Origin of the sequence: Bradyrhizobium erythrophlei (genome assembly GCF_900142985.1) — a bacterium.
GTDB lineage: Bacteria > Pseudomonadota > Alphaproteobacteria > Rhizobiales > Xanthobacteraceae > Bradyrhizobium > Bradyrhizobium erythrophlei_B.
Window position 1 is genome coordinate 5,861,450 of the sequence record NZ_LT670849.1, and the last position, 24,846, is coordinate 5,886,295.

At 57.5% G+C, this 24,846-nt stretch carries 19 protein-coding genes and 2 pseudogenes; 15 read left to right on the forward strand and 6 right to left on the reverse strand.

Annotation, left to right across the window (positions count from 1 at the left end):
* Positions 1 to 27 precede the first annotated feature (27 nt).
* The 4 genes from BUA38_RS28035 (at position 28) to BUA38_RS38855 (ending at position 4,199) form a co-directional block, all read left to right on the forward strand.
* Positions 28 to 735 (forward strand): cysteine hydrolase family protein, encoded by a 708-nt coding sequence (locus tag BUA38_RS28035; protein ID WP_072823077.1) that lies wholly within the window; start codon positions 28 to 30, stop codon positions 733 to 735.
* Between the two features lie 106 nt (positions 736 to 841).
* Positions 842 to 2,512, forward strand: a complete 1,671-nt coding sequence (locus BUA38_RS28040) for an asparaginase domain-containing protein (protein ID WP_197685879.1) — start codon at positions 842 to 844, stop codon at positions 2,510 to 2,512.
* 973 nt (positions 2,513 to 3,485) lie between these two features.
* Complete coding sequence (locus tag BUA38_RS28050; protein ID WP_072823083.1) at positions 3,486 to 3,701, forward strand: DUF6894 family protein; 216 nt, start codon at positions 3,486 to 3,488, stop codon at positions 3,699 to 3,701.
* 288 nt (positions 3,702 to 3,989) lie between these two features.
* Entirely contained in the window at positions 3,990 to 4,199 is a 210-nt protein-coding gene (locus BUA38_RS38855; protein ID WP_425304989.1) for a DUF2934 domain-containing protein, read from the forward strand.
* 201 nt (positions 4,200 to 4,400) lie between these two features.
* Here the strand turns inward: BUA38_RS38855 and BUA38_RS37175 are convergent, their stop codons facing one another.
* From BUA38_RS37175 to BUA38_RS37185, 3 genes are all read right to left on the reverse strand, one after another.
* Entirely contained in the window at positions 4,401 to 4,664 is a 264-nt protein-coding gene (locus tag BUA38_RS37175) for a hypothetical protein (protein ID WP_156898769.1), read from the reverse strand.
* Between the two features lie 450 nt (positions 4,665 to 5,114).
* Complete coding sequence (locus BUA38_RS37180) at positions 5,115 to 5,285, reverse strand: hypothetical protein (RefSeq protein WP_156898770.1); 171 nt, start codon at positions 5,283 to 5,285, stop codon at positions 5,115 to 5,117.
* 561 nt (positions 5,286 to 5,846) lie between these two features.
* A complete protein-coding gene (locus tag BUA38_RS37185; protein ID WP_156898771.1) occupies positions 5,847 to 6,020 on the reverse strand; it encodes a hypothetical protein in 174 nt (57 codons plus the stop codon).
* A gap of 622 nt (positions 6,021 to 6,642) precedes the next feature.
* On the opposite strand from BUA38_RS37185, the gene BUA38_RS28065 reads away from it, so the two are divergent.
* The 3 genes from BUA38_RS28065 (at position 6,643) to BUA38_RS28080 (ending at position 9,515) form a co-directional block, all read left to right on the forward strand.
* Positions 6,643 to 7,044: a hypothetical protein gene (locus BUA38_RS28065; RefSeq protein WP_083587802.1), complete on the forward strand. Its 402-nt coding sequence runs from the start codon at positions 6,643 to 6,645 to the stop codon at positions 7,042 to 7,044.
* 321 nt (positions 7,045 to 7,365) lie between these two features.
* Positions 7,366 to 7,623, forward strand: a complete 258-nt coding sequence (locus BUA38_RS28070) for a hypothetical protein (RefSeq protein ID WP_072823089.1) — start codon at positions 7,366 to 7,368, stop codon at positions 7,621 to 7,623.
* A 902-nt stretch (positions 7,624 to 8,525) separates the two neighbouring features.
* Complete coding sequence (locus BUA38_RS28080) at positions 8,526 to 9,515, forward strand: ABC transporter substrate-binding protein (protein ID WP_072823093.1); 990 nt, start codon at positions 8,526 to 8,528, stop codon at positions 9,513 to 9,515.
* Between the two features lie 149 nt (positions 9,516 to 9,664).
* Here the strand turns inward: BUA38_RS28080 and BUA38_RS28085 are convergent, their stop codons facing one another.
* Positions 9,665 to 9,979, reverse strand: coding sequence for a PilZ domain-containing protein (locus tag BUA38_RS28085; protein ID WP_072823095.1), 315 nt, complete (start codon positions 9,977 to 9,979; stop codon positions 9,665 to 9,667).
* A gap of 576 nt (positions 9,980 to 10,555) precedes the next feature.
* On the opposite strand from BUA38_RS28085, the pseudogene BUA38_RS28090 reads away from it, so the two are divergent.
* The 7 genes and pseudogenes from BUA38_RS28090 to BUA38_RS28115 all read left to right on the forward strand — a co-directional run.
* Positions 10,556 to 11,056: pseudogene (locus tag BUA38_RS28090) on the forward strand (acetoacetate decarboxylase); the annotation flags it as partial.
* A gap of 393 nt (positions 11,057 to 11,449) precedes the next feature.
* The gene (locus BUA38_RS28095) at positions 11,450 to 12,556 is read left to right on the forward strand and encodes a sensor histidine kinase (protein ID WP_244553071.1); all 1,107 of its coding nucleotides are present in this window, start codon (positions 11,450 to 11,452) and stop codon (positions 12,554 to 12,556) included.
* A gap of 263 nt (positions 12,557 to 12,819) precedes the next feature.
* A complete protein-coding gene (locus BUA38_RS28100; protein WP_156898772.1) occupies positions 12,820 to 13,311 on the forward strand; it encodes a hypothetical protein in 492 nt (163 codons plus the stop codon).
* Between the two features lie 170 nt (positions 13,312 to 13,481).
* Positions 13,482 to 14,699: an ABC transporter substrate-binding protein gene (locus BUA38_RS28105; RefSeq protein ID WP_072823102.1), complete on the forward strand. Its 1,218-nt coding sequence runs from the start codon at positions 13,482 to 13,484 to the stop codon at positions 14,697 to 14,699.
* An 11-nt stretch (positions 14,700 to 14,710) separates the two neighbouring features.
* A pseudogene (locus BUA38_RS38860) lies at positions 14,711 to 14,953 on the forward strand (methyltransferase family protein); the annotation flags it as partial.
* Positions 14,954 to 15,188: 235 nt separating this feature from the next.
* The gene (locus BUA38_RS36345; protein ID WP_244553072.1) at positions 15,189 to 15,716 is read left to right on the forward strand and encodes a methyltransferase; all 528 of its coding nucleotides are present in this window, start codon (positions 15,189 to 15,191) and stop codon (positions 15,714 to 15,716) included.
* Positions 15,717 to 16,171: 455 nt separating this feature from the next.
* Positions 16,172 to 17,128 (forward strand): IS481 family transposase, encoded by a 957-nt coding sequence (locus BUA38_RS28115; RefSeq protein WP_072823104.1) that lies wholly within the window; start codon positions 16,172 to 16,174, stop codon positions 17,126 to 17,128.
* Here BUA38_RS28115 and BUA38_RS28120 read toward each other — a convergent pair.
* Entirely contained in the window at positions 17,079 to 18,632 is a 1,554-nt protein-coding gene (locus BUA38_RS28120) for an ankyrin repeat domain-containing protein (protein ID WP_172806106.1), read from the reverse strand. The genes BUA38_RS28115 and BUA38_RS28120 overlap by 50 nt on opposite strands.
* A 976-nt stretch (positions 18,633 to 19,608) precedes the next feature.
* Between BUA38_RS28120 and BUA38_RS28125 the strand changes: the two genes are divergently transcribed.
* Positions 19,609 to 21,129, forward strand: a complete 1,521-nt coding sequence (locus BUA38_RS28125; protein ID WP_072823109.1) for a patatin-like phospholipase family protein — start codon at positions 19,609 to 19,611, stop codon at positions 21,127 to 21,129.
* Positions 21,130 to 21,135: 6 nt separating this feature from the next.
* Here the strand turns inward: BUA38_RS28125 and BUA38_RS28130 are convergent, their stop codons facing one another.
* The gene (locus tag BUA38_RS28130) at positions 21,136 to 24,549 is read right to left on the reverse strand and encodes an AAA family ATPase (protein WP_244553073.1); all 3,414 of its coding nucleotides are present in this window, start codon (positions 24,547 to 24,549) and stop codon (positions 21,136 to 21,138) included.
* Between the last annotated feature and the right edge of the window lie 297 nt (positions 24,550 to 24,846).

The following is a 24,846-nucleotide window of genomic DNA, read 5'->3' on the forward strand; positions in this document are numbered from 1 at the left end:
CCTGGGCGCACAACGAGAGAGGTCGCCATGCACAAGATCGAGATGTCCAGTGACGTATTGGATCGTATCAAGGGCTTCCGCCATGAGTTCCATATGTTCGGCAATATCATTCCCTCGCGAACCGCACACATCATCGTTGACCTGCAGAACGGTTTTATGGAGCCGGGCGCGACGGTCGAACTTCCGGTCGCACGCGAGATTGTTCCGAATGTCAACAGGATCTGCGAGGCGGTACGCGCCGCCGGCGGCATCAATGTATTTATCCGATATCTAATCGACGAAGAGACTCAGGTTAGCTGGTCGAGCTGGTTTAACGATTTTGCCTCGCCGCAGCGCCGTACGGCGATGATCGAGACTTTCGGCAAGGATTGCCATGGTTTCGCGCTGTGGCCGGGGCTCGACGTGCAGGCGACGGATCTGATCGTGGACAAGACCCGCTTTGGTGCGTTCGTCCCTGGCTCCTCTAACTTGCACGAGATTCTGCAGGCGCGCGGGATCGACACGCTCATCATCACGGGAACCGCGACCAATGTCTGCTGTGAGTCGACCGCGCGCGATGCCATGCAGATGAACTACAAGGTCATCTTCGTCGCCGACGGTAACGCGGCTCTGACCGATGCCGAGCATAACGCGACACTCAACAATATGGTGACGCTGTTTGCCGACGTCATGACCACCAGCGAACTGGTCGGTTTCCTGGATTCTGCCGCAGCCATGGGGCAGGCGGCCGAGTAATTCGAACGGCGATTGAACCGCCCGCCGGGCGAGGGCGGGTGGTTCAGCCATGGACCAAGCGAGCTAAAAGGAATCCATTATGGCAGACAGACCCAGGATCGCTCACTTGGCGGGACCCACGGCGACCGTCCAGAATTCACCGCCGCTTGTCACATCGAACAAGGCGCGTCAGAAGTACGGCCTGCCGGTGCGGAAGAATCACGATGGCAGCGATGCACGCTTCGATGCGTTGCGTGCCCAGCGTCTGGCGGCCCCTGCCAAGGTCTATGTGGAATGCTTTTCGGCGCACCCGCTGGAAGCGGACGCTGCGGAACTTTACGGTCCGCCGGACGGCTATTTGGACGCCAGGAACGTGTTCCACAAGGAACGCACGAGTCCGAAAGACAAGGCTGTCTTCGAGATCGATATCCTTCCCGACGATGGACTTTATCCGCTGCCCTATATGGCGCGTAAGTCCGATGGAGCGGCCTGGGAAGGCGAATGCACTGAACCGGGCGCCCCAGCCTCTCAGGCGCGACAATCCTTCTATCCCGATGGGTCGCGCAGTTTTGAAGAGATCGATCGGCTGGGCATCGGCTCGGCAGGTATCGGAAATCTGATTTCGTCCTTCGCGGACGTGGACTTCTATCGGGTTCTGCCTCCCGCGGGTTACACCAAGGGTTTGCCGGCGTCCCGTCGCACCGACGTCGGTGAGGGCGATATCCCGCCAGAAACACGCAGCAAGGATTTCTTCGCGTACCGGCCCTATCATCTTGGCGAGGCTCCGCCGCGACCGGCGCTGGCGCGGCTCACCAATGCCGCGCGGCGGATCTTCGACAGCAATCAATATGATGGAGCCATCTATACCCAGGGCAGCCCGCAGATTGAGGAAATCGCTTACTGGTTCAATCTCCTGATCGACACCACCATTCCGATCTGTGGCAACGCTGCGCAACGGCCGCAGGGTGAGATCAGCAACGATGGCCCCAAAAACATCACCGATTCAGTCGAATACATCGCGTCCCGGGTTTGGGCCGACGAGCAGGGCCGCAATCGCGCCGGCGTCATCGTCCTGCAGGAGCAACGCTTCTTTGCCGCACGCGAAGTGATGAAGGTCGATGCGCGGCCGGGCGGCTATGTCGCGACCGGAGGACACGGCGGAATTCTGGGCGGTGTGGGGTATCACGGCGCGGCAGTGCTGCACTACGTTCCGGCGCTGAAACACACCTACTTATCGGAAGTGAACCTCTCTAGGATTCCGTCGTCGGTGCCGGTGGTTTCCAGTTCGGATGGAACGATCAAGCGAAGCGAGACCAGGATCCGGCAGGATAATGGCGATCTGCTCGAAAGTGCGATCCCTTCGGTGCCAATCGTTAAGGATGGTGGCTTTTACGCCGAGGAATATTTCGACGATCCCGCCATCTCGGCCGATCTGGTCGCGTTGCTGGCGCGAAAGCTTGAGACCAATCGTCTCGCCGGCTTCGTCATCGAAGGCACCACGCCCTATGGCAAGATGACGTCATCGGTCCGGCAACGGGTGCTGCGAAAGGCCATCTACAGCGGACTTCCCGTAGTACGCGTGGGCCGCGGTAACCCGGAAGGTTTCGCCGACCCGGACGAATATTTCATCGCGGGCTCTAATCTGACGGCGACAAAAGCCCGCATGCTGCTAATGGCCTGCTTGCTGAAATTCGGCAGTCTGCCGCCGGCGAGCAATCCAGATGAGCCGACGTCAGCCGAACTTTCCGCAATTAAGACGGCTGTCGCGGCCTATCAGAAGATCTTCGACACCCACTGATGTTCATGGGTGTGGTGCCTGGGCGTACCGAAAACCCAATCCGAGTTGGTTTCCTTGAGACGCATAGCCGCCCCCTACATGTTCAAGCGTTCGGAGGTGCGTCTATCGATCCTACGGAATATCTCGCTAGGCGGCCCGCTTTGGATGGTAAGATCTTGTGCCGGTTGCTCGTTCAAACGTACGAAACGGAGTCAATCGAGTCGGCCGCGGTCCATAGTTCCGACAGCTACTCCGTTGTCGTCCACCACGGCACCAGAGCGTTCCGGGACCTTCGCTCCTGAAGCGTTCAAGCCGCCTATCTGGGCAGGCGAGGGAGCTCGTCAGAGCGAGCGCTGACGCAAGCGCGATAGTATTGAGGTGCGTGGGCATTCCTCCCGTTGAGGAAAAGCAACGAGAGACCATCGCAAATGTTTCCCAGCAAACGCAAACCCCCGCCGGGTGGATGACCGACGACGGGGGTGCAAGGTGGATGGTGCGAGGCGACGGGCAAACCCATCGGCGTCGCCCCAAGGACCTCCCTTCACGAAACCTTCACGGGTTCCGGCAAGGCCAATTATTGTGCAAGCTCCACTCCTGCGTACCGAGATGAAAGGTCCCTGTGGAAAACTCCAAAGTCTCGCTTGCTTTACTTACCTATGTTTTGACGAAAGGGGATTCGACTTGGCAGGGTGCTTCGATATTGCGTTGGGGGTTTGTCACGAATGGATTTCAAGCCGCGCCTAATTAGAATCGCTTAGCTGCTTGATCGCTGGATAGCCATGAGTCGTAAAGACGACCATTTTTCTCGATGATGATGGTGCTATCGTCGCGCGCGCCTTCCTGCTCGTCTGCGTAAACGTCGGTGCCGAGGACGGATTCGAACTACAGCGCGGCAGCTGCAAAACGCGATTACGCCGCGGTGAAATCTGCATACGAATCTTTCGTCGCAGTCTTCCAAACGAGGTGCTGGCACCGAATTTGCCACATTGGGTAGATGCCGCGCTACCATTTTAAGCTCGTCGATAGCCGTCGGGTCACCGACTACGGCTCGCATGAGTTGATTGACGATACGATCGCGCAAATCGAGGGGATAAAGCTGGCGCGCTCGTTGCGCTTGGAGCGGCCAGAACTAACAGGGCAAAACTACTCGATCTCGGTCACCACTGAGGACGGCATAGGTATCTGCGTCATACCGCTGGATGATATCTGATGGGTTTCCCGTGGTTCTTCATCGGAACCACGGCGAAGAGAGCACCTCATTGAGCCGCAAAGCGGCGTGCGATTAATTTTCGTGGTCCGTCATGGAGAGAGCCGCCCGTTGTGTTTATCGGTCCCAGCGCGCCGGGTGGTGAGGCCTTTCGGCATGTATTGAGGGCTTCGATACCAGGGCCAAACTTGGCGAGAAAAGAGGCAGCCAGCGAGCTCTGACGTTTAAAGTTTCCTAACTGGGTTTTGCCAATCTCGGGTGGGACGAAGCGGAGGACTGGCAATGCAAGATATGGAAAACGCTATTCGTGAGCGCGCCTATCATCTTTGGATCGAAGGCGGTCGGCAAGACGGTCAAGCCGACAACTATTGGCTCGCGGCGCAGCGAGAGGTTTTGGGCACATCGCTTGGCGAGATTGGGCGGTTGATCGCAAGGAAAGCTGTCGAAGCCCCGGCAAAGCCGAAGAAGGCAAGGGCGCCCCGAAAGAAGCGGGCCGCGTAGGCAAGGCTCGCCGAAGGCATGCGCGTCACCAACGAGTTAGGAGTTGGCGCGCTAACCTGCTTGAACTATTTCTTGCCCTGTTCTTTTCTGGCGCGTGATCTGTCTTTTGAGCCGTCTGCGCACGCTCTTTGTCCTTTGGCTGCTCTTCGCTCTGATCGCGGACGATTTTCTGATCTTTGTCTTTGTCATGCAGCGTTCCTCTTACGAGTGCGTGCCGCCTTTTTCGCGATGCGGACCGCGCGGACGCGGGCCGGTTAGCAGAGGCTTTACGTCAACACCGATTGCTACTGTTAGGCCGGTGTAGATATTGGCGTCTTCGGTGTGGAGCTGCGTCACAATCCCGGCTGGTGTTGCAACAACGTTGACCTTGCAAAATTGTGTACTGGCAGCGCCAACCCCTCGATAGGTATTGATCTCCGTCTGGTTGCCAAGTTGCCAGACGTAGGATGTCTCACCGCTATTCATCTTGAACGTACTCGCTGGCGGTCCAAATCGAACGACAAGTGCGTCGACACACAAGGGGCTAGGTCAAATCGGTCTGCGACGCCCAGTAATCTTTCGCAATGGAAGCCTTAGGACGCCTGCCCTGCGACGTACCGCAAAAGCGGTCCGATTCAGAGCCTTGGCAATAATCTCAGCGCATACGAGATCCCGGAGCTCTTTATCCCGTTGCGGCGTCCAAGGCCGGCGTGGCGTAGTTTTCATTTCCCCTTCGCCTTCAGCCCATCTGCAATTGTCTCGACCTGATTCTTCTCAAAATAATCTGCATCTGTCTGGCACGTGAACGTACGACAGTTTCGGTCCGGTTCATCCGGATGCCGATCGCTGTTGAGCTGAGTCCCTTGAGCGCCAAGCACCGCAGCATATCATCTTCGGCCTGCGTCCATGGCCGAGATGCGAAATGATCGGGTTCTGTCATTGGTCCACGCTCCCTTCGGCTGAAGGCAAACCATGGGCTTCCGCTTGTTCTATTGGGCCAAGGTATTTGTCCGTCAAATAGACAGCGACGATCGAGAGCATGACGGCCAGAGTGGTGGCCATCGCCGTGGGAACAACGAATTCAAAAGCAATTATTTTGCAGGTCATCGCAAATCCCCGCTTTGACCTACCCCAAAACGCAAATTGCCACTTCCCGCTGAGTCGGGGAAGCGCGCGAAGCGGCGCGCGCTTAAGCCGCCCCGGGAGGGCCTTGCAAAAGAGACCCGCCATTCGCGGCGGGCGCCAAGTCTAGGGAGGAGCCGCCGGGAGGCGGCATCACAAAGCTAGGCCGATTCTCTCGCTGGAGATGTACCCCAATTCACACAACGGCGGCCAAAGCGTTGGCTAAGTCTTGGCTCTTCTATCCTTGGCTGATCGCCTGTCAACTCCGGATCGGCGTTCACCTATTACCCGCTTTTCTTCTTCAGAGCGCGTGTCTATTCCAGACCGTCGTTCCTTTGTGGTTCGCCTATCCGCACCCGACCGCTTCTTAATGTCGCCCATCGTGTGTCTCCGCTGGTAGCCGAGAATCGCGGCGCCAACATGCTATCTCGGGTTGCGCGCCCGCGGCAAGCTTCCCCAGGAAGGGGATAGATTTTTAACCAAATCAGGCAGTCGGGGAGCCCGTGGTGCAGTCTGGCTTGCGAAACGCTTCAGATCCTTGCCGCGTTACCAGCTATCCAGGATTCCGACCGCCGCGAAAAACACCACCGCCATCCAAGCCTGCGGGTCCGTCAGCTTGTTTGTAGCAATTGCCAGCACAATCGTTAGCGCTGCTATCCCGCACACTGAAGCTATCACCATGCAGCACAGGAAAAGTACCTCGCGGAGAAAGGTTTTCATTTCCCTTCGCCTTCAGCCCGCTAGATCAGGCAGTCAATAATACTGCTGCTGCAAAACCATCCAAATGACAAAGATCAGAGCGACGATGAAGCACAGTTGAACCCTCAAATCTCCAGCCCATTTCCACCGCTTCACTTTGTCTTCGCTTTCGAAAAACGGCTTCGGGAGTGTTTCGTGAGAACCGAAAGAGGCGGGAAGAGGCTTCGGTCCCGCGCACTCAGGATCTCGGCGTTAATGGGTAAGGTAAATGGAACAGACTTGGAAATCAGGTCCCGCAGAGGACCATTCGTGACTCCATTGCGGGGCGGTTTACGCGGTCACGGTCAGTCGGTTGCCTGCCAAGGACTGCGACGGAGCGCCCTGCATTGAGTGCGGGAAAGAACAGCACGTCGGTGCCCCGCTTCAAATTGAAAACGCGAGCGAATGGGAAGACCGCGTAGCCCCCAACCGTGACTTTTGTGGACACCGGTCCGCATCATTCGGGTCAACATTCGGGATATCCGTTATGAACAAGCTCAGGAGAAGTCTGTGTTTCGTCGGATTTTTTTAATCGACTCTCAAACGTTTTCCTCGAAGATCATCTGTGTATTTTTTTCCAAGATTGCATTGAGGGAGCTGCTGCATGCTGGCGGATGGCAGTTATATCGCCTGGTTCGGAACCAAGCTCGGCCAGGGCACGGGCAGGGTGCTGCTGAAAGACGGGAAAATCTCCGGCTCGGACGCCTTTATCACCTATGGCGGTTCATACCATGTCGACGGAACCCGGTTCACGGCCCGCCTTACAACGCGCAGACACGCGGCAGGACAGCCGAGTGTTTTTGGCGTCGACGAGGTCGAAATCCTTTTAACGGGCACGGCGACCGGCAACTATGCCTCGTGCTCCGGTGAGCTCGAGCCAGCGCCCGGTCTACTTTTCGAGGTCACTTTGATCCCCGTGAAGGAAGAGACGGTGAAGCAGGCTGTTACAAGATTCAATCCGGAGGATTTTCATCCGGAGAAGTTGCCGAAAGGCAAGTTTCGGTAATGGGTTGGTGTGATCGGTCACTCGTTGCTGTTGAACCCGTCGCGTGATAACTTGCGGTAACGATGAATGGCGCTCGCGCGACGCCGTCACTGCTCGACCACGCCAGGTCCGAGATTCAACCGCGATTATGCTGATCGCTGAAAACAGACCAAGCTGGTCCAAAATCGCAAGCTGCGAGTAGAACGAGTAACTGGTTGGGCACTGATCACGCCGGCCAGTCTGGACGAACCGATTTTCGCGGCTGAAGCTCGGCCGCCATCATCTTTCCCCGCACCCGGCGACAAGCGATCGTCCTGGCGGCCAAAGCTGGCAGGCCAAGCCATGATGCTCGAAAGAGTCTCCTCCGATCCGACCCAAAGTCGCCTTCACGCTGAAACGATCGCAACCTTGATTGCCGCGCCGGTGACCAAGGCAAAATTCTCTGATCGTGAAGAAATCATCGAGATCTGCCGAGAGGAGTGGGAAGAGCAGCAGCAGTTTTCTTTTAGCCAAGAGAGACTCGAGCAAAAAATCGAGGACGCCTGGTCAGGCGGGAGGGTGTTATCGGCATTATCCGCCGGTCGGAAATCGAGGCGGTGATGATTCTGCAGATATCGCAATATTGGAATTCCAATGACTTTTGCTTGGAAGAACTGCTGAACTTCGTCCGCCCGCGGTATCGGCGCTCCACGAACGCAAAGGACATGATCCAGTTTGCGAAACGGTGCTCGGACGAACTCGAGATTCCGCTAGTGATCGGCGTTGCGTCCAACGAGCGGACGGCCGCCAAAATCCAATTGTACGAGCGCCAATTGGGTAAATCGTGCGGTGGCGTCTTCATGTATTCGAAGAAGGTTGCCGCTGTGAGCTAACTGTCGGTGCCGCGGACCAGGACAAGATTTGGTGGGTCCGATACTGGCCCGTCTGCGAATACAAAGGGCTTTCTTACCTCTGTCGGCGCGGGGAGGTCGCCAACGAGGTTTGATAGTTGAATTGCAAGCGCACGAAGGCGGGCATTCGCCTCTAGTAGCGCTAAGATTCCATTATCCGTCGCTCTACCCCGCTCCCCACTATTAGAACCTGGCGCAGGCTCCTCAAGTAGCCGCGACAAATCGAGCGGCTCGTCATGTGGCGCACCCATTGGGGGCCCCCTATTTCAATGAAATTACCCGCGCTGTTCCGTAATAGGCTCGATTGAGTCGCGGGCAAATCTGAGTCCAAAATGGGACAGCTTCTGCGGCTGATGCGCCGTTTCTGCGACATTACCCGATAGTCGTGGCAGGTCTGCGTCGGCTCCTGCCCTTTGCCGACCTCCGGCTTGCTGTTCGCCATGTCCGCTTCCGGTAGCAAAGCAGACGCGGGACAGGGCGGTCGCCGACTTCCGCTAATGACCCGAACCAGACATTGGCGGTCACCAAAGATATCTCACTGGGCGGTATCTAACGTCTTCCAGATAGCGGACTTGGACGGATAGACTACCGCGTTCCGATCCGAGGGTCGGCATGAAGCGACGCGACTTAATCAAGCTCATTGGCGGCGCGGCTGCGGCTTGGCCGCTCGCGGCGAGGGGGCAACGGGCCTCCGCGATCAAGCGCGTCGCCATCCTTATGGGCCTTGCTGAGACCGATGCAGAGGGGCAGGCCAGAAACAAGGCACTTCGCGAAAGACTTCAGAAGTTGGGATGGACCGAAAACAACAATATCGAGCTTGAATACTATTGGAACGTGAACAGCAACAAGCGTGGTGACGAGTCGGTTGCGGAGGTGATGAACAAAAGGGTCGATGTAATTTTCACAAATAGTCCCGCCGCTTTGGCGGCAGCAAAAAAGGCTACACGTTCCATGCCTATCGTTTTCGTTCAGTTCACCGATCCTGTTGAAGATGGCTTTGTTGCGAGTGTGGCCCGTCCGGGCGGGAACATCACCGGGTTCGCGAGCTCTGAACACGTAATGAGCACCAAATGGCTCGATCTCCTGAGAGAGCTGGCGCCCCGGACCACACGGGTTGGTTTCATCCAAAATGTCGAGCATCCATCATGGCTCCGGTACAACCGGATAATTCAGGAAGTAGCGCCATCTTTCGGGTTTGCCGCTGTTCCTATCGGACTAAGGAGCGTTAGCGAGATTGAAGAAGGAATAAACAACTTGTCTCTTCTTCCGGGGGGCGCTCTGTTGATATTGCCGGACACCTTCAACACCATCAATCGCAAGTCCATCATCGCATCAGCAAGACAGCAAGGCCTCCCGGCGATCTATCCCTTGACCATTTTTGCGAAGGAGGGCGGACTCATGTCGTATGGCGGCGATCTGGTCGATTTGTTTGGGCAGGCCGCGTCATATGTGGATCGTATTTTGCGAGGCGATAAGGCGGGAGAGTTGCCGATCCAGCAGGCAACCAAGTTTGATCTCGTGCTCAATCTGAGGACGGCCGCGGCGCTCGGCCTTACTATTCCCTCATCGTTGCTTGCCCGTGCCGACGAGGTGATCGAATAGGACCCCTCACTTCCGAGGCTGGCACGAAACGGACCAGCTGGGTCGGTCTGACGATGTCTGTTCAGCGGGGTGGATCGGAAGTGGCTGGCAGACGGTCAGAACGACGCGAATGACCCGTTTCGGAAATTGATGCTCGCCAAGAATCGGGCTCAATCGATTTGGTCGGACCGCTTCCTCGCTTTCCTTTTGAGCGTGTCGCGAGCCAGAAATTCGACGCCGAGTTGATCACCATCAACACGCACCAGCTGACAACGCCGATACGCGAGACCGGTTGATGACAGAAGAAGGAAAAACTCCTTGAGATCGAGTCCCTCGAGAGAACCCTCAATATGTAAACGCGCACCGGTCTGCGACACGTCGATCATCTTGCATTCCCGACGCCAGGTTCCGTCAATCCCCATCAGGTAGACTGGAATACCCCGTTCGAACTGAACACGATCACTCTTGCGGTCTCCATAGGCCATCGCTCAATCCTAATTGAGAGCGTCGAATGGCGAGCACTCAGCCAGTGCGCGCGAACTCGCTCATCGCATTCGCGTGCAACAGCCTTGATTGCCCCTTGGTCATCTGCTTTCCCTCTAAAAGAGAGATACAGATTGGATGTTGAATCGTGGTTATGAATTTTGGTTAGGGTCTGATTAATTTACCTTTTCGCCTCAAAATAATCATCGCGCGCAGAATTGCGAATCAGAAAAGCGAAGCTCACTTTTGGACATTGCTTGCGACTTGGCTCTGGAGGGCGCGACGTCGTGGAACATCAGGAAAAAGTACCGAGGCCAGCAACGGCGGCTACGCTGCCTCTGTGTCCTGCGTGCACGGCTTTCGTGGACGCTAAGGTCCGGCTTCTAGATCCCAACACGGGTCGGACGGTCGAGCTTTATCGTTGCAGTTGCGGTCAGCGCATCTGGGTCGATGACGGACAGAGCCTCCGGATCGACTAAACTACTTCGGCGGCTGCAATCCTGACGAATTGGCCCACTCGTCCAGATGGGCGGCGATTTCCGTTTTTGCGCGAGATTTCGCGATCAAAGGCGGCCAGTACCATGTTCCTCAATGACGAGGGGCCGATCGCTGGCGGTCGCGAGCTCTGGGGTTTTCCGAAAAAGCTGGCGCAGCCGACGCTGCGGACCGAAGTCGACACGCTGGTCGGCACCCTGGATTACGGACCGATTCGGGTTGCCACCGGCACGATGGGCTACAAGCACAGTCAAGCCGATCTGTCGCAACTCAGAGCGTCGCTTGCGGCACCGAACTTCCTGCTCAAGATCATTCCGCACGTCGACGGCACGCCACGCATCTGCGAATTGGTCGAATATCATCTCGAGGAGGTCACGCTGAAGGGCGCGTGGACTGGACCTGCGGCGCTACACCTATCGCCCCACGCTTTGGCACCCGCCGCCGAACTACCGGTTCTCGAGATCGTGTCCGCGATCCACATCCTTGCCGACCTGACGCTCGGGCTGGGCAAGGTCGTGCATGACTACCTCCAGCCGCCAAGCCGACTTCTCCCCCAAGCCCGCGAGATGAGCTTGGTCGAATGAACGTGAGGAGGTTTATGAGAAATGAATTAAATAATCTGAAGGCCACGACGGCCGTGGCAGCGGCTCGTGAGAATAGAGTGCAATAATTCCATAACATTCGAAGCACGAACGCCATGTCCGCTGTCTAGGTAAGAGCCGACCTAATTCATGCCGAGCGTAAGGTCTGCTTTTTGACCCGCAACGGACATCAGGGCAGTCGGGGAAGCCCAATTAGAAGGCTGAGGATCGATCCTCAGCGTATAAGTTCCCCGGCGAGTTTTGGTGCCGCGCATGCTATCAAGCGGTATGAGCCCAGCACCCGACACAGACGAACCGGTAGTTGAGGGGAAACCAGGCAAAGAACCCGAGGATTTGACCGGGCGTGCACTCCGACTACGTATTCGGCAGCAGGAGTTGCTCGCCGAACTTGGGGTCCTAGCCCTCCAGCGCACGAGCTTCACTGATCTGCTCAATCACACCGCGCGGATGACGGCCGAAGGCCTTGATGCCGAATATTGCAAAATCATGGAGTACATTCCGGCAGACAAGCGTTTGCTAGTCCGCGCTGGCGTTGGCTGGGGTGAGGGTGTGGTTGGCAACGCGACCGTCGGAGCCGATTTGGATTCGCCGGCCGGTTACGCCCTCCGGACCGGTAAGCCCGTGATTTCCAATCATCTCGAAAATGAAGAACGATTTCGAACTCCGGAATTACTCGCCGAACACGGGATTCGCCGTGCCATGAATGTCATACTACAAGGCGATGGCTTGCCATTCGGAGTGCTTGAAGTCGACAGTCAAGCTGAAGGTGAGTTCGGCGAGCATGACATCGCCTTCCTGCAAGGTGCCGCAAATATCCTCGGTATGGCAATTGAGCAGCAGCAATACCAGCGCAGACTGCAAGCTGCATTGGACCGTCATCAAATCTTGCTCAAGGAAGTCAACCACCGTGTCAAGAACAGCCTTCAAGTGGTATCGAGTATGCTTCACCTACAAGCGAATGCCGCTAATGATCCCGCATTGAGCGAACGGCTCATGGAAGCATCTACCCGAATCTTGGCAGTCGGCCGCGCTTACAATCGCCTCGCGTACAATGCCGACTATGAGAACGTCGATTTGGTCGCCTATCTGCAGGAAGTCGTCCAAGATCTGGAGTCTGCAGTTGCTCCATGCAAGGTCCAACTTGATACACCTAACGACATCGAGTTCCCCGCAGACCGTGCCATTCTCGTTGCATTGATTGTCAACGAGCTAATCTTGAACGCCGGTAGACATGCCTATCCCGATTCCCCGGGAGGGGTGATCCGCCTGCAACTCGTTCTAAGCGACGACAAAGTCTCCATTTCGGTCAGCGATGACGGAATCGGACTGCCCGCCGACTTCGATCCAGCTCTCTCTAAGCGCCTGGGGACTCGCATTGCTCTAGGGCTTGCAGGTCAGCTCGGGGCCGAATTGATAAGACAAAAATCTAGTAAAGGCGCACATTTTACGTTCGTCGTACCATTACACGCCGCGACCAATTGAACGTAGCTATTTGCGTGGAAGCGTGTGGACCGACGCATGTCGGCTCCTTATGCCTTTGTCTGTTCCTGGCACTAAACCGACAAAGTCCGACCGCGCCAGCGACGTGAGTCCAGACAGAGGCTCGGCGGCGCGCCTGGGTCTGCAAACGAGAGGGCATTTTGTGACCCAGTTCACACCGTTCATCAGCGAATTCGGGTATAAGGAAGCGGCCCTTTCTGACGAAATGGGACCAAGCACCGCGCTGACGCAAGGAGCGCTGGGGGATGAATGCACAAGGCAGCATCATCCGTTACATCACCACGATGGTGATCGTCGGGTTCACCGTACTAGCGGCGGCGACTTTCCACAGTGCTCGGAAAGAGATTAGCCAAGCCTTGCCCGCCGACGCAATGACAGCAGCCTACTTCGAACGGCATTCCGAACCTGACTGTAGATTTAAAGGGGCTTGGCACGACTGGGAACGCGACGAATGGATGACGCTTGGCTGCCTCGAAGTCAAAGTCCAGCATCGCGAGGGCAGCTACGGCTTTGCAACAGGACCCCGGGCGACTTTACAGGTCTCAATGCAAGGCACCTACTGGATTGACGGAGGGGGCATTCTCCATGTCGCTCGCCAGGACAGTGAAGGGAAAAATAACGATTTTAGCGTGCCGATCTCGGTCGAAAATGCCGAGTACCCAACACAGATGTGTTTCGCGGAAACCACCGAAGGGATTGCATGCACTGCGTTCTTCATTTGGAAGAAGGATGACTAAGTTCTTCACAACGGCTCTCAACACGGTCTCTCCATCGTCCTCAAACAAGGATCGTGTTGTCGCCTTTTGGCATCAACCGGACCAACGTGGTCGGTCGGACGATGTCCGTTTTTCGCGAACTGAAGAGGTGTTGAGGAGAATATCCGTTAAAGCTGGGTGAGGGATTTGCAATGTTCATATTGAGGCTTCCTCTCGCATTGTGCCTGAATTTCGCGATCGCGGTCGGAGTAGCCGGGCCGGCGGACTCACAAATCTCCGAGCAGCCCATCAAGGTCGGAGTCATTACTGACATGAATGGGCCGCTTGCCAGCGCCACCGGTCGTGGGTCGGTCGAGGCGGCTCGTATGGCGGCGGAGGAGTTTGGATTCTCCATCAGCGGCCGGCCCATCGAAATCCTCTCAGCGGATCACCAAAACAAACCGGACATCGGTGCGGCGATCGTGCGCCGATGGTTTGATGTCGAGCACGTCAACGTTGCCGCTGACATCGCAAATTCCGCGGTCGGATTTGCGATAGTGGAGCTCGCACGCACTCGCAACAAGATTGTCTTGGTGGGCGCTGGATCCTCGGACTTTACCGGCAAGGCTTGCGCGCCGACGAGCATCCACTGGACGTGGGATACCTACAGTTCGGCGACCGGTTCTGTGAAGGCCGTTTTCGGCCCCGGTGCGGACAAATGGTTCTTCATCAGCTCGGACTTCGCGTTCGGGCATGCACTCGAGCGTGACGGGATTGCCGCCGTCGAGAAACTCGGCGGCGGCGCCGTCGGCCATATTCGAGCGCCATTCGGTACCGCCGATTTCAGCTCGTTTCTGCTGCAGGCACAACAAAGCAATGCCTCAGTGATCGCCTTTGGGACCGGGGGCGCAGACACGGTTAACATACTCAAACAGGCGGCGGAGTTTCATCTGGCGAAGCCGGGCGTGCGCGTCATGCCGCTGCAGCTGATGATCGATGAGGTCAAGGCAATCGGGCTCGAACTCGGGCAGGGAAACTTCGCGCTCATGGCCTTCCATTACGAGAGATCGCCGGAGGCCAAGGCATGGTCTTTGCGCTTCTTCGACCGTGTCAGGGCGATGCCGACGGCTATCCAGGCCGGCACCTATTCGGCGGTTCGCCACTATTTGCAGGCGGTCAAGGACAGCGGAACCGACGAATCCGTCGCCGTCGTCGCAAAGATGCGCGCGACGCCGGTCAACGACATGTTTGCGACCGGTGGCTACCTTCGCGAAGACGGTCGGATGGTTCATGACATGTACCTCACCCAGATCAAGGCTCCGGCGGAGTCGACCGGTCCCTGGGACCTGGTCAAAATCATCAGGACCGTCCGTGGCGAAGACGTGTTTCGACCCTTGGCCGACAGCGAGTGTCCCCTGATCAAACGATAGGAATTACCGCGATGGCCGATTTCGGCACCGCACAGCTTTCGCAAATGATCAGGGGCTATTGGGTCAGCCAGATCGTCGGAACGCTGGCGCGACTTGAAATCGCCGATCGTCTTGCGCACGGTCCTCTCGAGCCCAGCGCCCTTGCCAAAGCGGTCGAGTGTGAGCCGCGTGCCACCTTGCGGCTGCTGCGAGCCGCCGTGAGCGTGGGGCTTATCGCAGCGTTGCCGGACGGGCGGTTCGGCCTCGCACCAGCGGGCGAGTTGCTGCGATCCGATGTGCCGGATTCGGTACGCGATTTTGCTATCGCGATGACGGCACCAGGCCATTGGCTTCCATGGGGCCGGTTGACGGAAGCGATCAGGAAAGGCGAACGGCAAGCGGCAGCGGCGCTCGGTCATGAGCTCTTCGATTATTATGCAGCCAACCCCAGCGAGGGCAGCGCGTTCACCGGCGCGATGGCCAATCATTCCGCCGGCGTTGCCGGGGCGCTTGCGCGCGCTCGACACGTCGGCGGAAAACCACGTGGTCGACATCGGAGGTGCTTCCGGGACGATCATTGCCGCCTTGCTCAAGGTAAATCCGGCGCTGCGTGGCACAATCCTCGAACGCGCGGACGTGGTGCCTCGCGCCGAAGCTGAACTCACTAAGCTAGGGCTGTCATCGCGATGCCGGGCCGTTGCGGGTGATTTCTTCGATAGCGTCCCGGAAGCCGACCTCTACATCCTAAAGATCATTCTTCACGATTGGGATGACCAGCAAAGCGTAACCATCTTGCGCAACTGCGCTCGCGCAATGCGGCCCAATGGCCGCGTTGTTCTCGTCGAGCGGCTCGTCCCGGAGCACGGGGACGCGGGCGAGGCGGCGCTCTCCGACCTCAACATGCTCGTCCTCCTTCCTGGGCGTGAACGGACCACGAGCGAATTTGCCGAGCTTTTTCGCGCGGCCGGTTTGAAGCTCGATCGGATATCCGAGCTAACATCCTCTTTGACCCTGATCGAAGCCTCGTCAGCGGCGTAGTTCACGACTCGCAGCGCGCCGCCTTCATGCCTGAACCATAAGGATTGAGACAAGCCGCTGAACAGGTGACGGAGCGCCTACGTGTCGGCTAGGCACAAGGCGGACTTGGCAGCCCAGCCGCCGAATGTCTGCCTTCGGGAGAAAAGCAGAAGCGCTGGTTACGCGGGCCGATTTGGCCTGTTGACCCAAACCCGACATTTCGCAGACTCAAATCCGTACCCGCAGCATCAGGGACGGCAAAGCGCCTGTCCGACGATAGCCGGATCAAAAAGACAGACAAAACCGCCGCCATGCTCCGAAGCATGGCGGCGGTTTATTCTTCATCAACGACGGAGCGCAAACTCAGCGATAGCTCTTTATCTGTCAGCTAGATCTGGTCTTTCAGGAGGTTGTCCATCTGGTCTGAACCGAGGAAGCTGAGGTTGCGAAGCTTCAGTGTTCCAAGGAGAGACCAGATGAACGTCCACAAGAATGCGCCTTTGACCCCCAAAGGTCGAGAGGTGATGGTGCGAAGCGTGGTCGATGGCGGGCTGAACAAGGCCGACGCGGCTTTCCAGTTCAACACGACGCCGAAGACGGTTGCCAAATGGGTCAAGCGGTTCCGCGCGGAGGGTGTGGAAGGGTTGCGTGATCGTTCCTCCAGACCTCTTTCATCGCCAAGCCAAACCCCGCCAGCCACGTGCACGGCCGTCGAGGCCTTGCGCCGCCGGCGCCACACCGGCAAGCAGATCGCAGCCGAGGTCGGGATCTCGCCGGCCACCGTCAGCCGCATCCTTCGCCGCTTGGGACTAAACCGGATACGCGATCTGGAGCCGGCCGAACCGGAACACCGCTATGAACGCGAGAACCCAGGCGAGATCATTCACATCGACATCAAAAAGCTCGGGCGTTTCGAGCGTGTCGGCCACCGCATCACCCGCGATCGAACCGGCCAGAGCAACAGCCGCGGCGTCGGCTGGGAGTTCGTCCACGTCTGCATTGACGATCACTCCCGCGTCGCTTTCTCCGAGATCAAGCCCGACGAGACGGCTGATAGCGCCGTTCCCTTCCTCAAGGCGGCCGTGGCTTACTACAAAAGCCTCGGCGTCACCGTCACGCGCGTCATGACAGACAATGGAAGTTGCTATAAGGCTTTCGCCTTCCGTGACGCGTGCCGGGACCTGGGCCTCAAGCACATCCGCACCAAGCCCTACACGCCAAAAACAAACGGCAAGGCCGAGCGCTTCATCCAGACCGCACTTAGGGAATGGGCTTACGCCCATGCCTATCCCACATCTGATCGGCGCGCCAAGGAGCTGCCGATCTGGCTGCACCGATACAACTGGCACAGGCCCCATGGTGGTATACGATTTCAAACGCCTATCAGCAGACTCGGTCTAACCGAGGACAACCTCTTGAGGCTCCACAGCTAGAGCGCGAAGATGGCGTCTCGCCGCGGGAGCACAGATAATCTCGAACGGCGATTTGTCCAAAGAAATTTGCATGCCCTTGGGCATTCCCATGATGCAGATCGTCGGTGATCGACGGATCCGCGCCTCGTTCGATGAGTAGCTGCACCATCGAAACGTGCCCGTTCTGCGACGCCATGTGCAGCGCGGTGACGCCCTGGCCATGATTGGGTCCGCCGAATGTGGCATTATGATCGACCATTGCGCCGTGATCAATCAGCCACATCGCTGTTTCTACGCGGTTGCACCAGGCGGCCCAGATGAGCGGAGTTCCTCGATAGGGATTGGCATCCAGGCGCGCTCCGGCCCTGAGAAGCCGGGGAAGAACCTCCGTGCGACCGCTCTTGCAGGCCCAAACCAGTGCCTCGTCCAAGATCTCTTGCGGATCGGTGGAGGGTTGCCAATCCGGGAACCCACTATGCGGCCGGTAAAATCCCCGTGCCGCACAGGCCTCGAATGTCAGCGTCGTCTCTCCGCTGAAGCAACGCTCCATCGAGTCTTTGCTGCCCAGTCCCGCACAAGCCCTGAGGTTTCCTGGCGCTACGGAGCGGCGACCAAGCAAAACGCTTACCTCTCGTTTTCCCCAGAATAAGGCGAAGATTAGAGGGGTTCCGCCCGAGCCATGCGCCTCTGAATCCGGATCCGCTCCTTTTTGGATCAATGCAGCGGCGATGGCACATTGGTTGGAGTAGCCCGCTTGGTGCAGCGGCGTCGCGCCGCGGTCATTTCCGTCGTTCACATCGGCGCCGGCGGCAAGCAGAGATTCAACTAGCGCCAACCCCACATCAGGTTTCGCATGGGCGGCGATGCTTACCGCCAGATTCAAGAGCGTATTCCCATTCGTGCCACGGTCTCGTGCGAGCCGTGGGTTGCCTGTCAGTAAGCTTTTCAGTGCCGCCATATCACCGGCCTTCAGAGCCTCGAAGGCCGCGAGAAAGGGTTCGCTCGCCTCTGCGCTTGAGTCCGATGCTAGCAAGTTCACCCGGCGCGCCAGGTCGTCCCAGGAGTTGAAGCCATGCTCCCGCGCATAGACAAGTTGGGCATCTGCTTCCGTAAACGGCGCTTGACGAATTTCTTCATCTGAGCAGCCGTCAAAGCGCGGATGCCATTCGCGAATCTGTTCCAGCGCGGCCGGACCTGCTGAACTCCGAGTTTGTAAAAGGCCGTGAACCCGATCGGAGATCCACTTCATGTCGGCAACAAAGAGGCGTGTGTGACGCGCGTGGGGAGAAGGCTCTGCATAGGCCTTCAGTTTTGTCCAACTTGCGAATCCCTGCTCCCTCGCAATGACGAACTGAGCATCATGCAAGGCTATTTCCCGCTGCGCGGTTGTATCCGCCACCTCGACCCAGCGGAGATGCTGATCTCGCAACCGGGCAAGCGCGTCAGCGCTTCCAGCCCGGATTGCGCGCAAGAGTTCGCGGGCTTGTTTCTTTTGCTGTTCTAGATTCATGATTGCCTCCTTCATGTGCCTGGTCCGCATGACAGGCGAAAGAGGGGCATCAACAAAGTGAGCCTCGCAGATATAGGCAGGTGGGCGCAGCCCTTTCCGCGGACAGGACGCGCCCTGCACACGTCTTGCGTCAGGCTACCAAGAACCTATGGCCTTTGCCTAGTCGCACGATCAATTCATCACGCCTAAAGGTCCGTTTCGCAGGCCGCAGAAGTCTGCTCTTGGCAGATAGTGTTGCAAAAGTCGAAAGTTGCAGCGGTCCAAATTTTTGGCGAAAACCTGAAGCGCAAAGAGGTCGATGATTCGCATAGTCTCAGTCGCGCTGCCGAAGTCGCCGACGAATTTGTCGCAAGGCGACGAGGTCCCTCAGATCATTACACGAATAACGCGCCAGCGGCCCTGAGAAATTTTGCATTTCCTGCAAAACGACTTTTGCAACACTATCGGCACTTTTGAGACATGCCGACCGCTGCTTCCGATGTCTGTTTATAGGGGAAGACCGGAAGTGTCCGGCGCACCGTCAGGGCGACGCGATTGACCCATAGCTGCCATTCCATTGCACCTGAGGCTACCGGCCGTTAATCGACAAGTGGCGTGCTCTCGACCGCGACGAGCGGCGCATGCTGATCCATCGAGAAATCTTCTCTCGCTTAGAAGGCCGAGCGCCGCTTGGCACGGTGCCGGTTCTAGGGCCCTCCGTCTCCTCGTTAGGGTAAAGCGGATTTACGGGCGACATCGCGGAACGACGCTACGGACCAGCCGCCTTCGCGCGAGGTCTTTTTTCCCGATCGGATGCACGAACGGCAATGCCCACAACACAGACATAACGGCTAGTCACTCTCTTGCGTCAGCGCTGCTGTCATATTCGATCGCGCAACCTGAGCGCTCAGGCAAGCGCTTCACAATTAGTTCAAAAAAAACTAGTCTACCGCTCTTTTCGAAGTTTCAAATTTGATTGGAGCGTGTTCGATACTGCGTAAGGAGATTCCAAATGCCAAACGGAAAGCTGAAAAGAGCAATTACGCTTGGTGGTGGTGGGCCGGCAGCGGGTCTGCATATCGGAGTTCTGGAGGCCCTTGCCGAGCATCCAGAGATAGAGTTTGACGTTTGGGCCTTGTCTTGTATCGGCGCCTGGGTGGGTATCGTCTACAACCAGATCGATCAGGAAAAATTCAAAACCGCCCGGGACAGAGCCGAACAAACGGCGCAGTTCTTTAGGGATGGTGTATTTCGTGACGACGAAAGCTACGAGCGCTTCCCCATCAATACCGTATTCGGGGCGGATTGGGGCAATGTGCGGAAGGCTCTGAGCAAGTTCATCCGAGACCCAAACAATTACAACGAACTCTTGTGGGATCCCTACAAGATTGCCGATTCTTTTCAGGACTCCCTTGCGATTCTGTTCGATCAGATTTCCGACAAAGACGACAAGAAGAAGTTTCAGAAACTGGACGAGGGAGACATCAACAAATGGATCCTGAACCAGTGGATGGCACCAAATCCCGTCATCCGTTATCTGACATCGATGATGTATCTTTCCAATGTTACTGGCCTGTCGAGGATCAATTATCCGGATAGCCAGTTCATGAAGAACATCCATTTCGAAAGACTCAAGGAAAGAAATCCAGACGACAAAAAGCCTACCATCTTTCACAACGCATGGAATCTCGACGACCAAAAGCTCGCCTTGTTTTGCAACAAGGAGATGAAGGATAAAGCATACGTGGGTGGCATCGACGCATCCACATTATGCGCCTGTTCGGCTCTACCCTTCATCGAAGAAACCGTAGAAATGAATGGCAAGACATACTGCGAAGGCGCGTTGGTTGATACGGTCAATTTCCAGAGCCTGCTTGAGGAGCACAATGATCTCGACGAGATCTGGATCAGCAGGATCGTTGATACCAAGCAGGTCCGGAAACCCGAGAACCTCCATGATTCCCTGGCCAATCTGTGCCAACTTTTTGCCGCGAGCGTCGGCGAAGATGACGTCAAGCTGTTCAAGTACCATGTGAAGTTCGACGAACCTTGCAAATGGAAGGGTACAGTCGTCGAGATCCATGTGCCGGCGCAGATCAATTTCAAATGGAATCACAGCAACCTTGACCACGGGCGCGCGTTGGGAAAAGCCGCAGCGAAGGAAGCAATAGCGGCGTATGAGGCGGCCCGCCCGATGTCTGCGAAAGACATCCCAACGGCACGGTTCATCAACGAGAACCCGGCGAAGGACAGAAAAGTGGTAGCTCAGCGGAACGAATATCTGAGACAAAAGGAAATAGACGAAAATCGGTTGAAGAAAGCGATTCTCAAGGCCAAGCCTGAGATGGATCCGGCACTACTGTCGCAGAAAATGCACTGGTGGGTCGATGCGGAAGGGAAGAAAGTCGAACCGAACGATAAGGGTGACCATCCCGAGAACTCGGTTCCATATCCAGCGTTTGCCCTCGGAATTCCAGCGGTAAGTGAGTTTTACGAGAAGCTCACCCCGCGTCCCGATGTGGGCCAGCTCTAGTCGAGTTCACCGCAGCTGGTCGAGCACGACCTTCGCCTGCCTGATATCGTGCGTCTCAAGTCCTTCGGTGAACCACCCGTAAATGGGCACAAGCAGTTCCAGCGCATCTTCGCGTCGGCCCTGCTTCATCCATAACGCGGAAAGGTCCGTTGCCGCCCGAAGTTCAAGAGCCTTGGCGCGCTGGCTTCTTGCCGCCGCCAGGCTCTTTTGGAGCAGTTCGGCGGCGGCCTCCGGCGAACCGCGGAGGACCAAAGCGCGTGCCTTCAGTCGATACAACTCGGCCTCGAAGATCCGTTCGCCGTTGCGGCTCATCGTCGTGAACCCCTGCTCGATCGAGGCGAGCGCAGTTTCGTATTCCTCGCAAAACAGCAACGCCGGACACAGCAGCACATACAGCGCTGTAATCCCGAGCTGGTAACCCGCGCCACGATACTCCTCCATCGCAGCCCGGATCTCCTCGACGCCGCGGGACGACGAGTCAAGCAATGTCGCGCATATACCGTGGACGGCCTGCGCCAATCCACGCCACTGCTGGAATCCGTGCTCCTCTGATAGGCTGCGACAGCGTTCTGCATATTTTTGCGCACTCGACATCTCGCCGCGCAGGGCATGGAGAACGGAGGCATAATAGCAGGCGTATGCTTGCGAATGAGGATGACCGATCGCATCCGCACGCTCGATGGATGTATCGATACTCGAGATTGCCGAATCGAAGTAACCGAGCAGCCAGAGAATCCATGACATCAGGGCGAGATCGGCTACGCCGGCATCCTGGCCAGCCGCTCGGGCGGCCAACTTTTCATCCTCGGAACTCGCTTCGAACTCCGCAACCGCGCGCTCGATGGCTTCACGAGCATCGGTGAGACGTCCCATGAAAAGCCGAATCATGGCCTGACCGCGGGTTGCGTTTATCAATGCCGGCCGATCGCCGCGCGTCTCGGCGAGTTGAAGCAGGATTGCAATCGTTTCCTGGGCCACCGGCAACTCACCCCGAATGACACTCGCGGTGGTCAACCAGAACATGATTTGCAATTGCTCGGGGGGATCTCCGAGGCGGTCGCACAACTCACGCGCACGCGCAAAGGTCGCCACCGCCTTATTGGAGGCGGGCCCATGAGCGGCGATCAGGCAGGGCCCTAGCGCGACCTGGAAATCAAGCTCCAACCTATCCCGTTGTGCATCATCAGCCAGGTGGGCTGACGCCCCGATACCCCGCTCCAAATGCACGATAGCTTCGAGGTTGGCAGAGCGCATGGCGGCTCGCTTGCCGGCTTGCAGCCAATATCCTGCCGCCTTTTGGAACAGTCCCGCCTCGGTGAAATGATGCGCGACAGTTTCGGGCTGCGCTTCCACGATCTCGGGGAAACGCTGCTCCAAGGCTTCCCCGATCATCGCATGCAACCCTGCGCGTCGGCTCCTCAGAAGTCCCGAGTAGGCCGCATCCCGCACGAGCGCGTGTTTGAACGTGTAGACTGCCCGTGGTATTTCGCCCCGGCAAAAGATCAGCTCCGATTGAACCAGCTGCGCAAGCGCCTCCCGAAGTCGCTCTCTAGGCAATCCGGCAACGATGCTCAGCAATTCATAAGAAAACTCGCGACCCACCACAGCACCGATTTGAGCGACCTCCCTCACCGGAGCCAGCCGGTCCAACCTCGCCACGAGAGACGCATGCAGCGTCGTCGGAATCGCCAGCTGAGGCAGAGGGCGATTGAGGATGTATTGACCGTTCCGCTCCTCCAATAATCCGGTTTCGAGCACCGTCTTTGTCAGTTCCTCAACGAAGAGGGGCACACCATCGGTACGGATAAGAATCTGCTCCATGACCTCCGGAGGGAGGGTCTTGCCGGCCGTCACGCGCTCGACCAGCACCGCACCGTTGCGTCGGTTTAGGCGGGTGAGCGAAACTCTCGTCACATGCGCCTGACCCGGCCAGGGCGGTATGAATTCCGGCCGCGCCGTGATCAGCACCAGCACGCGAAGCTGCGGGACTCTTTCCAATGTCAGCGTGAGCAGCTCAAGTGATGTCGGATCTGCCCAGTGCGCATCCTCGAAGACGACGAATACTGGCTGACGGGCAGCGAGGGCCGTTAGCTGCGTCAAAAGCGCCGTAAGCGTGATCTCCTTGCGTCTTTGGGGGCTGAGCTCCGGCAGCTGGTAGCGGCCGTCGGCAGGCAGCAACAGCAGGTTCGCCAGGGGTGGCACTATCTGCTCTGCGGGAGCGCCAGATTGAACGAGCAAAGCTTTGAGCTTGGCGAATTTCGTATCTGACGAGTCGGCTCGCTCGAATCCCGCAGCCCGTTCGAGTTGGCGGATGAATGGATAGAGCGCACTACTGGTGTGATGCGCCGAACAGAAAAAATGTATCGCTATGTGCTTCCCAGTTTCCTTGAGCCGTTCTTCGAGCGCTAACGCAATATGCGATTTTCCGATGCCAGGCTCTCCGGTCAGTACCACGGCGCTGCCCTCGCCATCTCTGGCGGTGTGCCAGCGACGTAACAAGAGATCGACCTCCTCGTCGCGTCCGATAGGAGGCGCCAATGTGCTCTTGTGCTGAGCCTCGAAGCGGCTTTCCACCCCGCTGGTGCCGAGCACTTCCCAAGCGGGTAATGGTTCGGGCCATCCTTTGAGCATGGCCGGACCAACGTTGCGATATTCGAAATTGCCTTCGGTGAGTCGGCGCGTACTCTCGCAGATTAGAACTGTGCCCGGCATGGCAAGCGTTTGCAGACGTGCGGCTAAGTTCGGCGTTTCACCAATGACCGCCTCTTCCTTTGCAGAGCCTTCACCGGTCAAATCGCCGACCACCACCGTACCGGTAGCGATACCAACTCGGACAGTTAGCGCGGTGCCGATCTGCGTCTTGAGGTTCGCGACGGCGTTCACCGACGCCAGCCCGGCGAGTATCGCTTGCTCAGCATCATCTTCGTGGGCCTGAGGGAATCCAAAATAGGCGAGTACGCCGTCCCCCATGTAGCGGGCGATGACCCCCCCATTCTGGGTGATAACGTCGGCAAGACAGGCGAGATAGGTGCCGATCACCGCCCGCAGGTCTTCGGGATCGAGGCGAGCCGAAAGCGCCGAGGAGCCTACTAAATCGCAAAACATGACGGTGATCTGACGCCGCTGAGGCTCTTCGCGCGGTGCGGGCGTGGTGCCCAATTGGGCAGCCGAAAAAGCTTCCCCTTTAAGTTCACGGATCGCGCGCAAAATCTTACGTCGGTGTCCCAGCGGGACACTAAGGTCCTTAAGGTCTTGCTCGGTAAGATCGTCAAGAACCGAGAGGTCAATAGCGTTCTCGACGAATCGCGCCGCGTACTCACTCAAACCGATCGATGCTAGCCATTCCGCAATAGCTGTCATGGCGAACCTATGGTTCAGGCTCATGACGATACCACATTTGGACGACGTGCGAAGGCTCATCTGTCCGCAAAGCTCCGATCGACTTCGGCCTGCAGCTAGCGCCTTGGTGCGCCAAATGCATATGCCGAATGTCGAGCTGTTCTTACCTAGAGTACTGCTTCACACGACTCCGCCCATGTGCGACGGGAACGCATCCCAACGATAGCTGGGATCACGAGCGCAAATGTAATCAGGTTCACACGGCGGTGGAGAAATGCGGATCATGCGGGTTACACTGCCAGGCGGCCCGACAGGCGTGCCGAAGCAGATCACACTTTCATCCTTTGGTCATCCGAACGAGTACCTGCGACCAAGCCT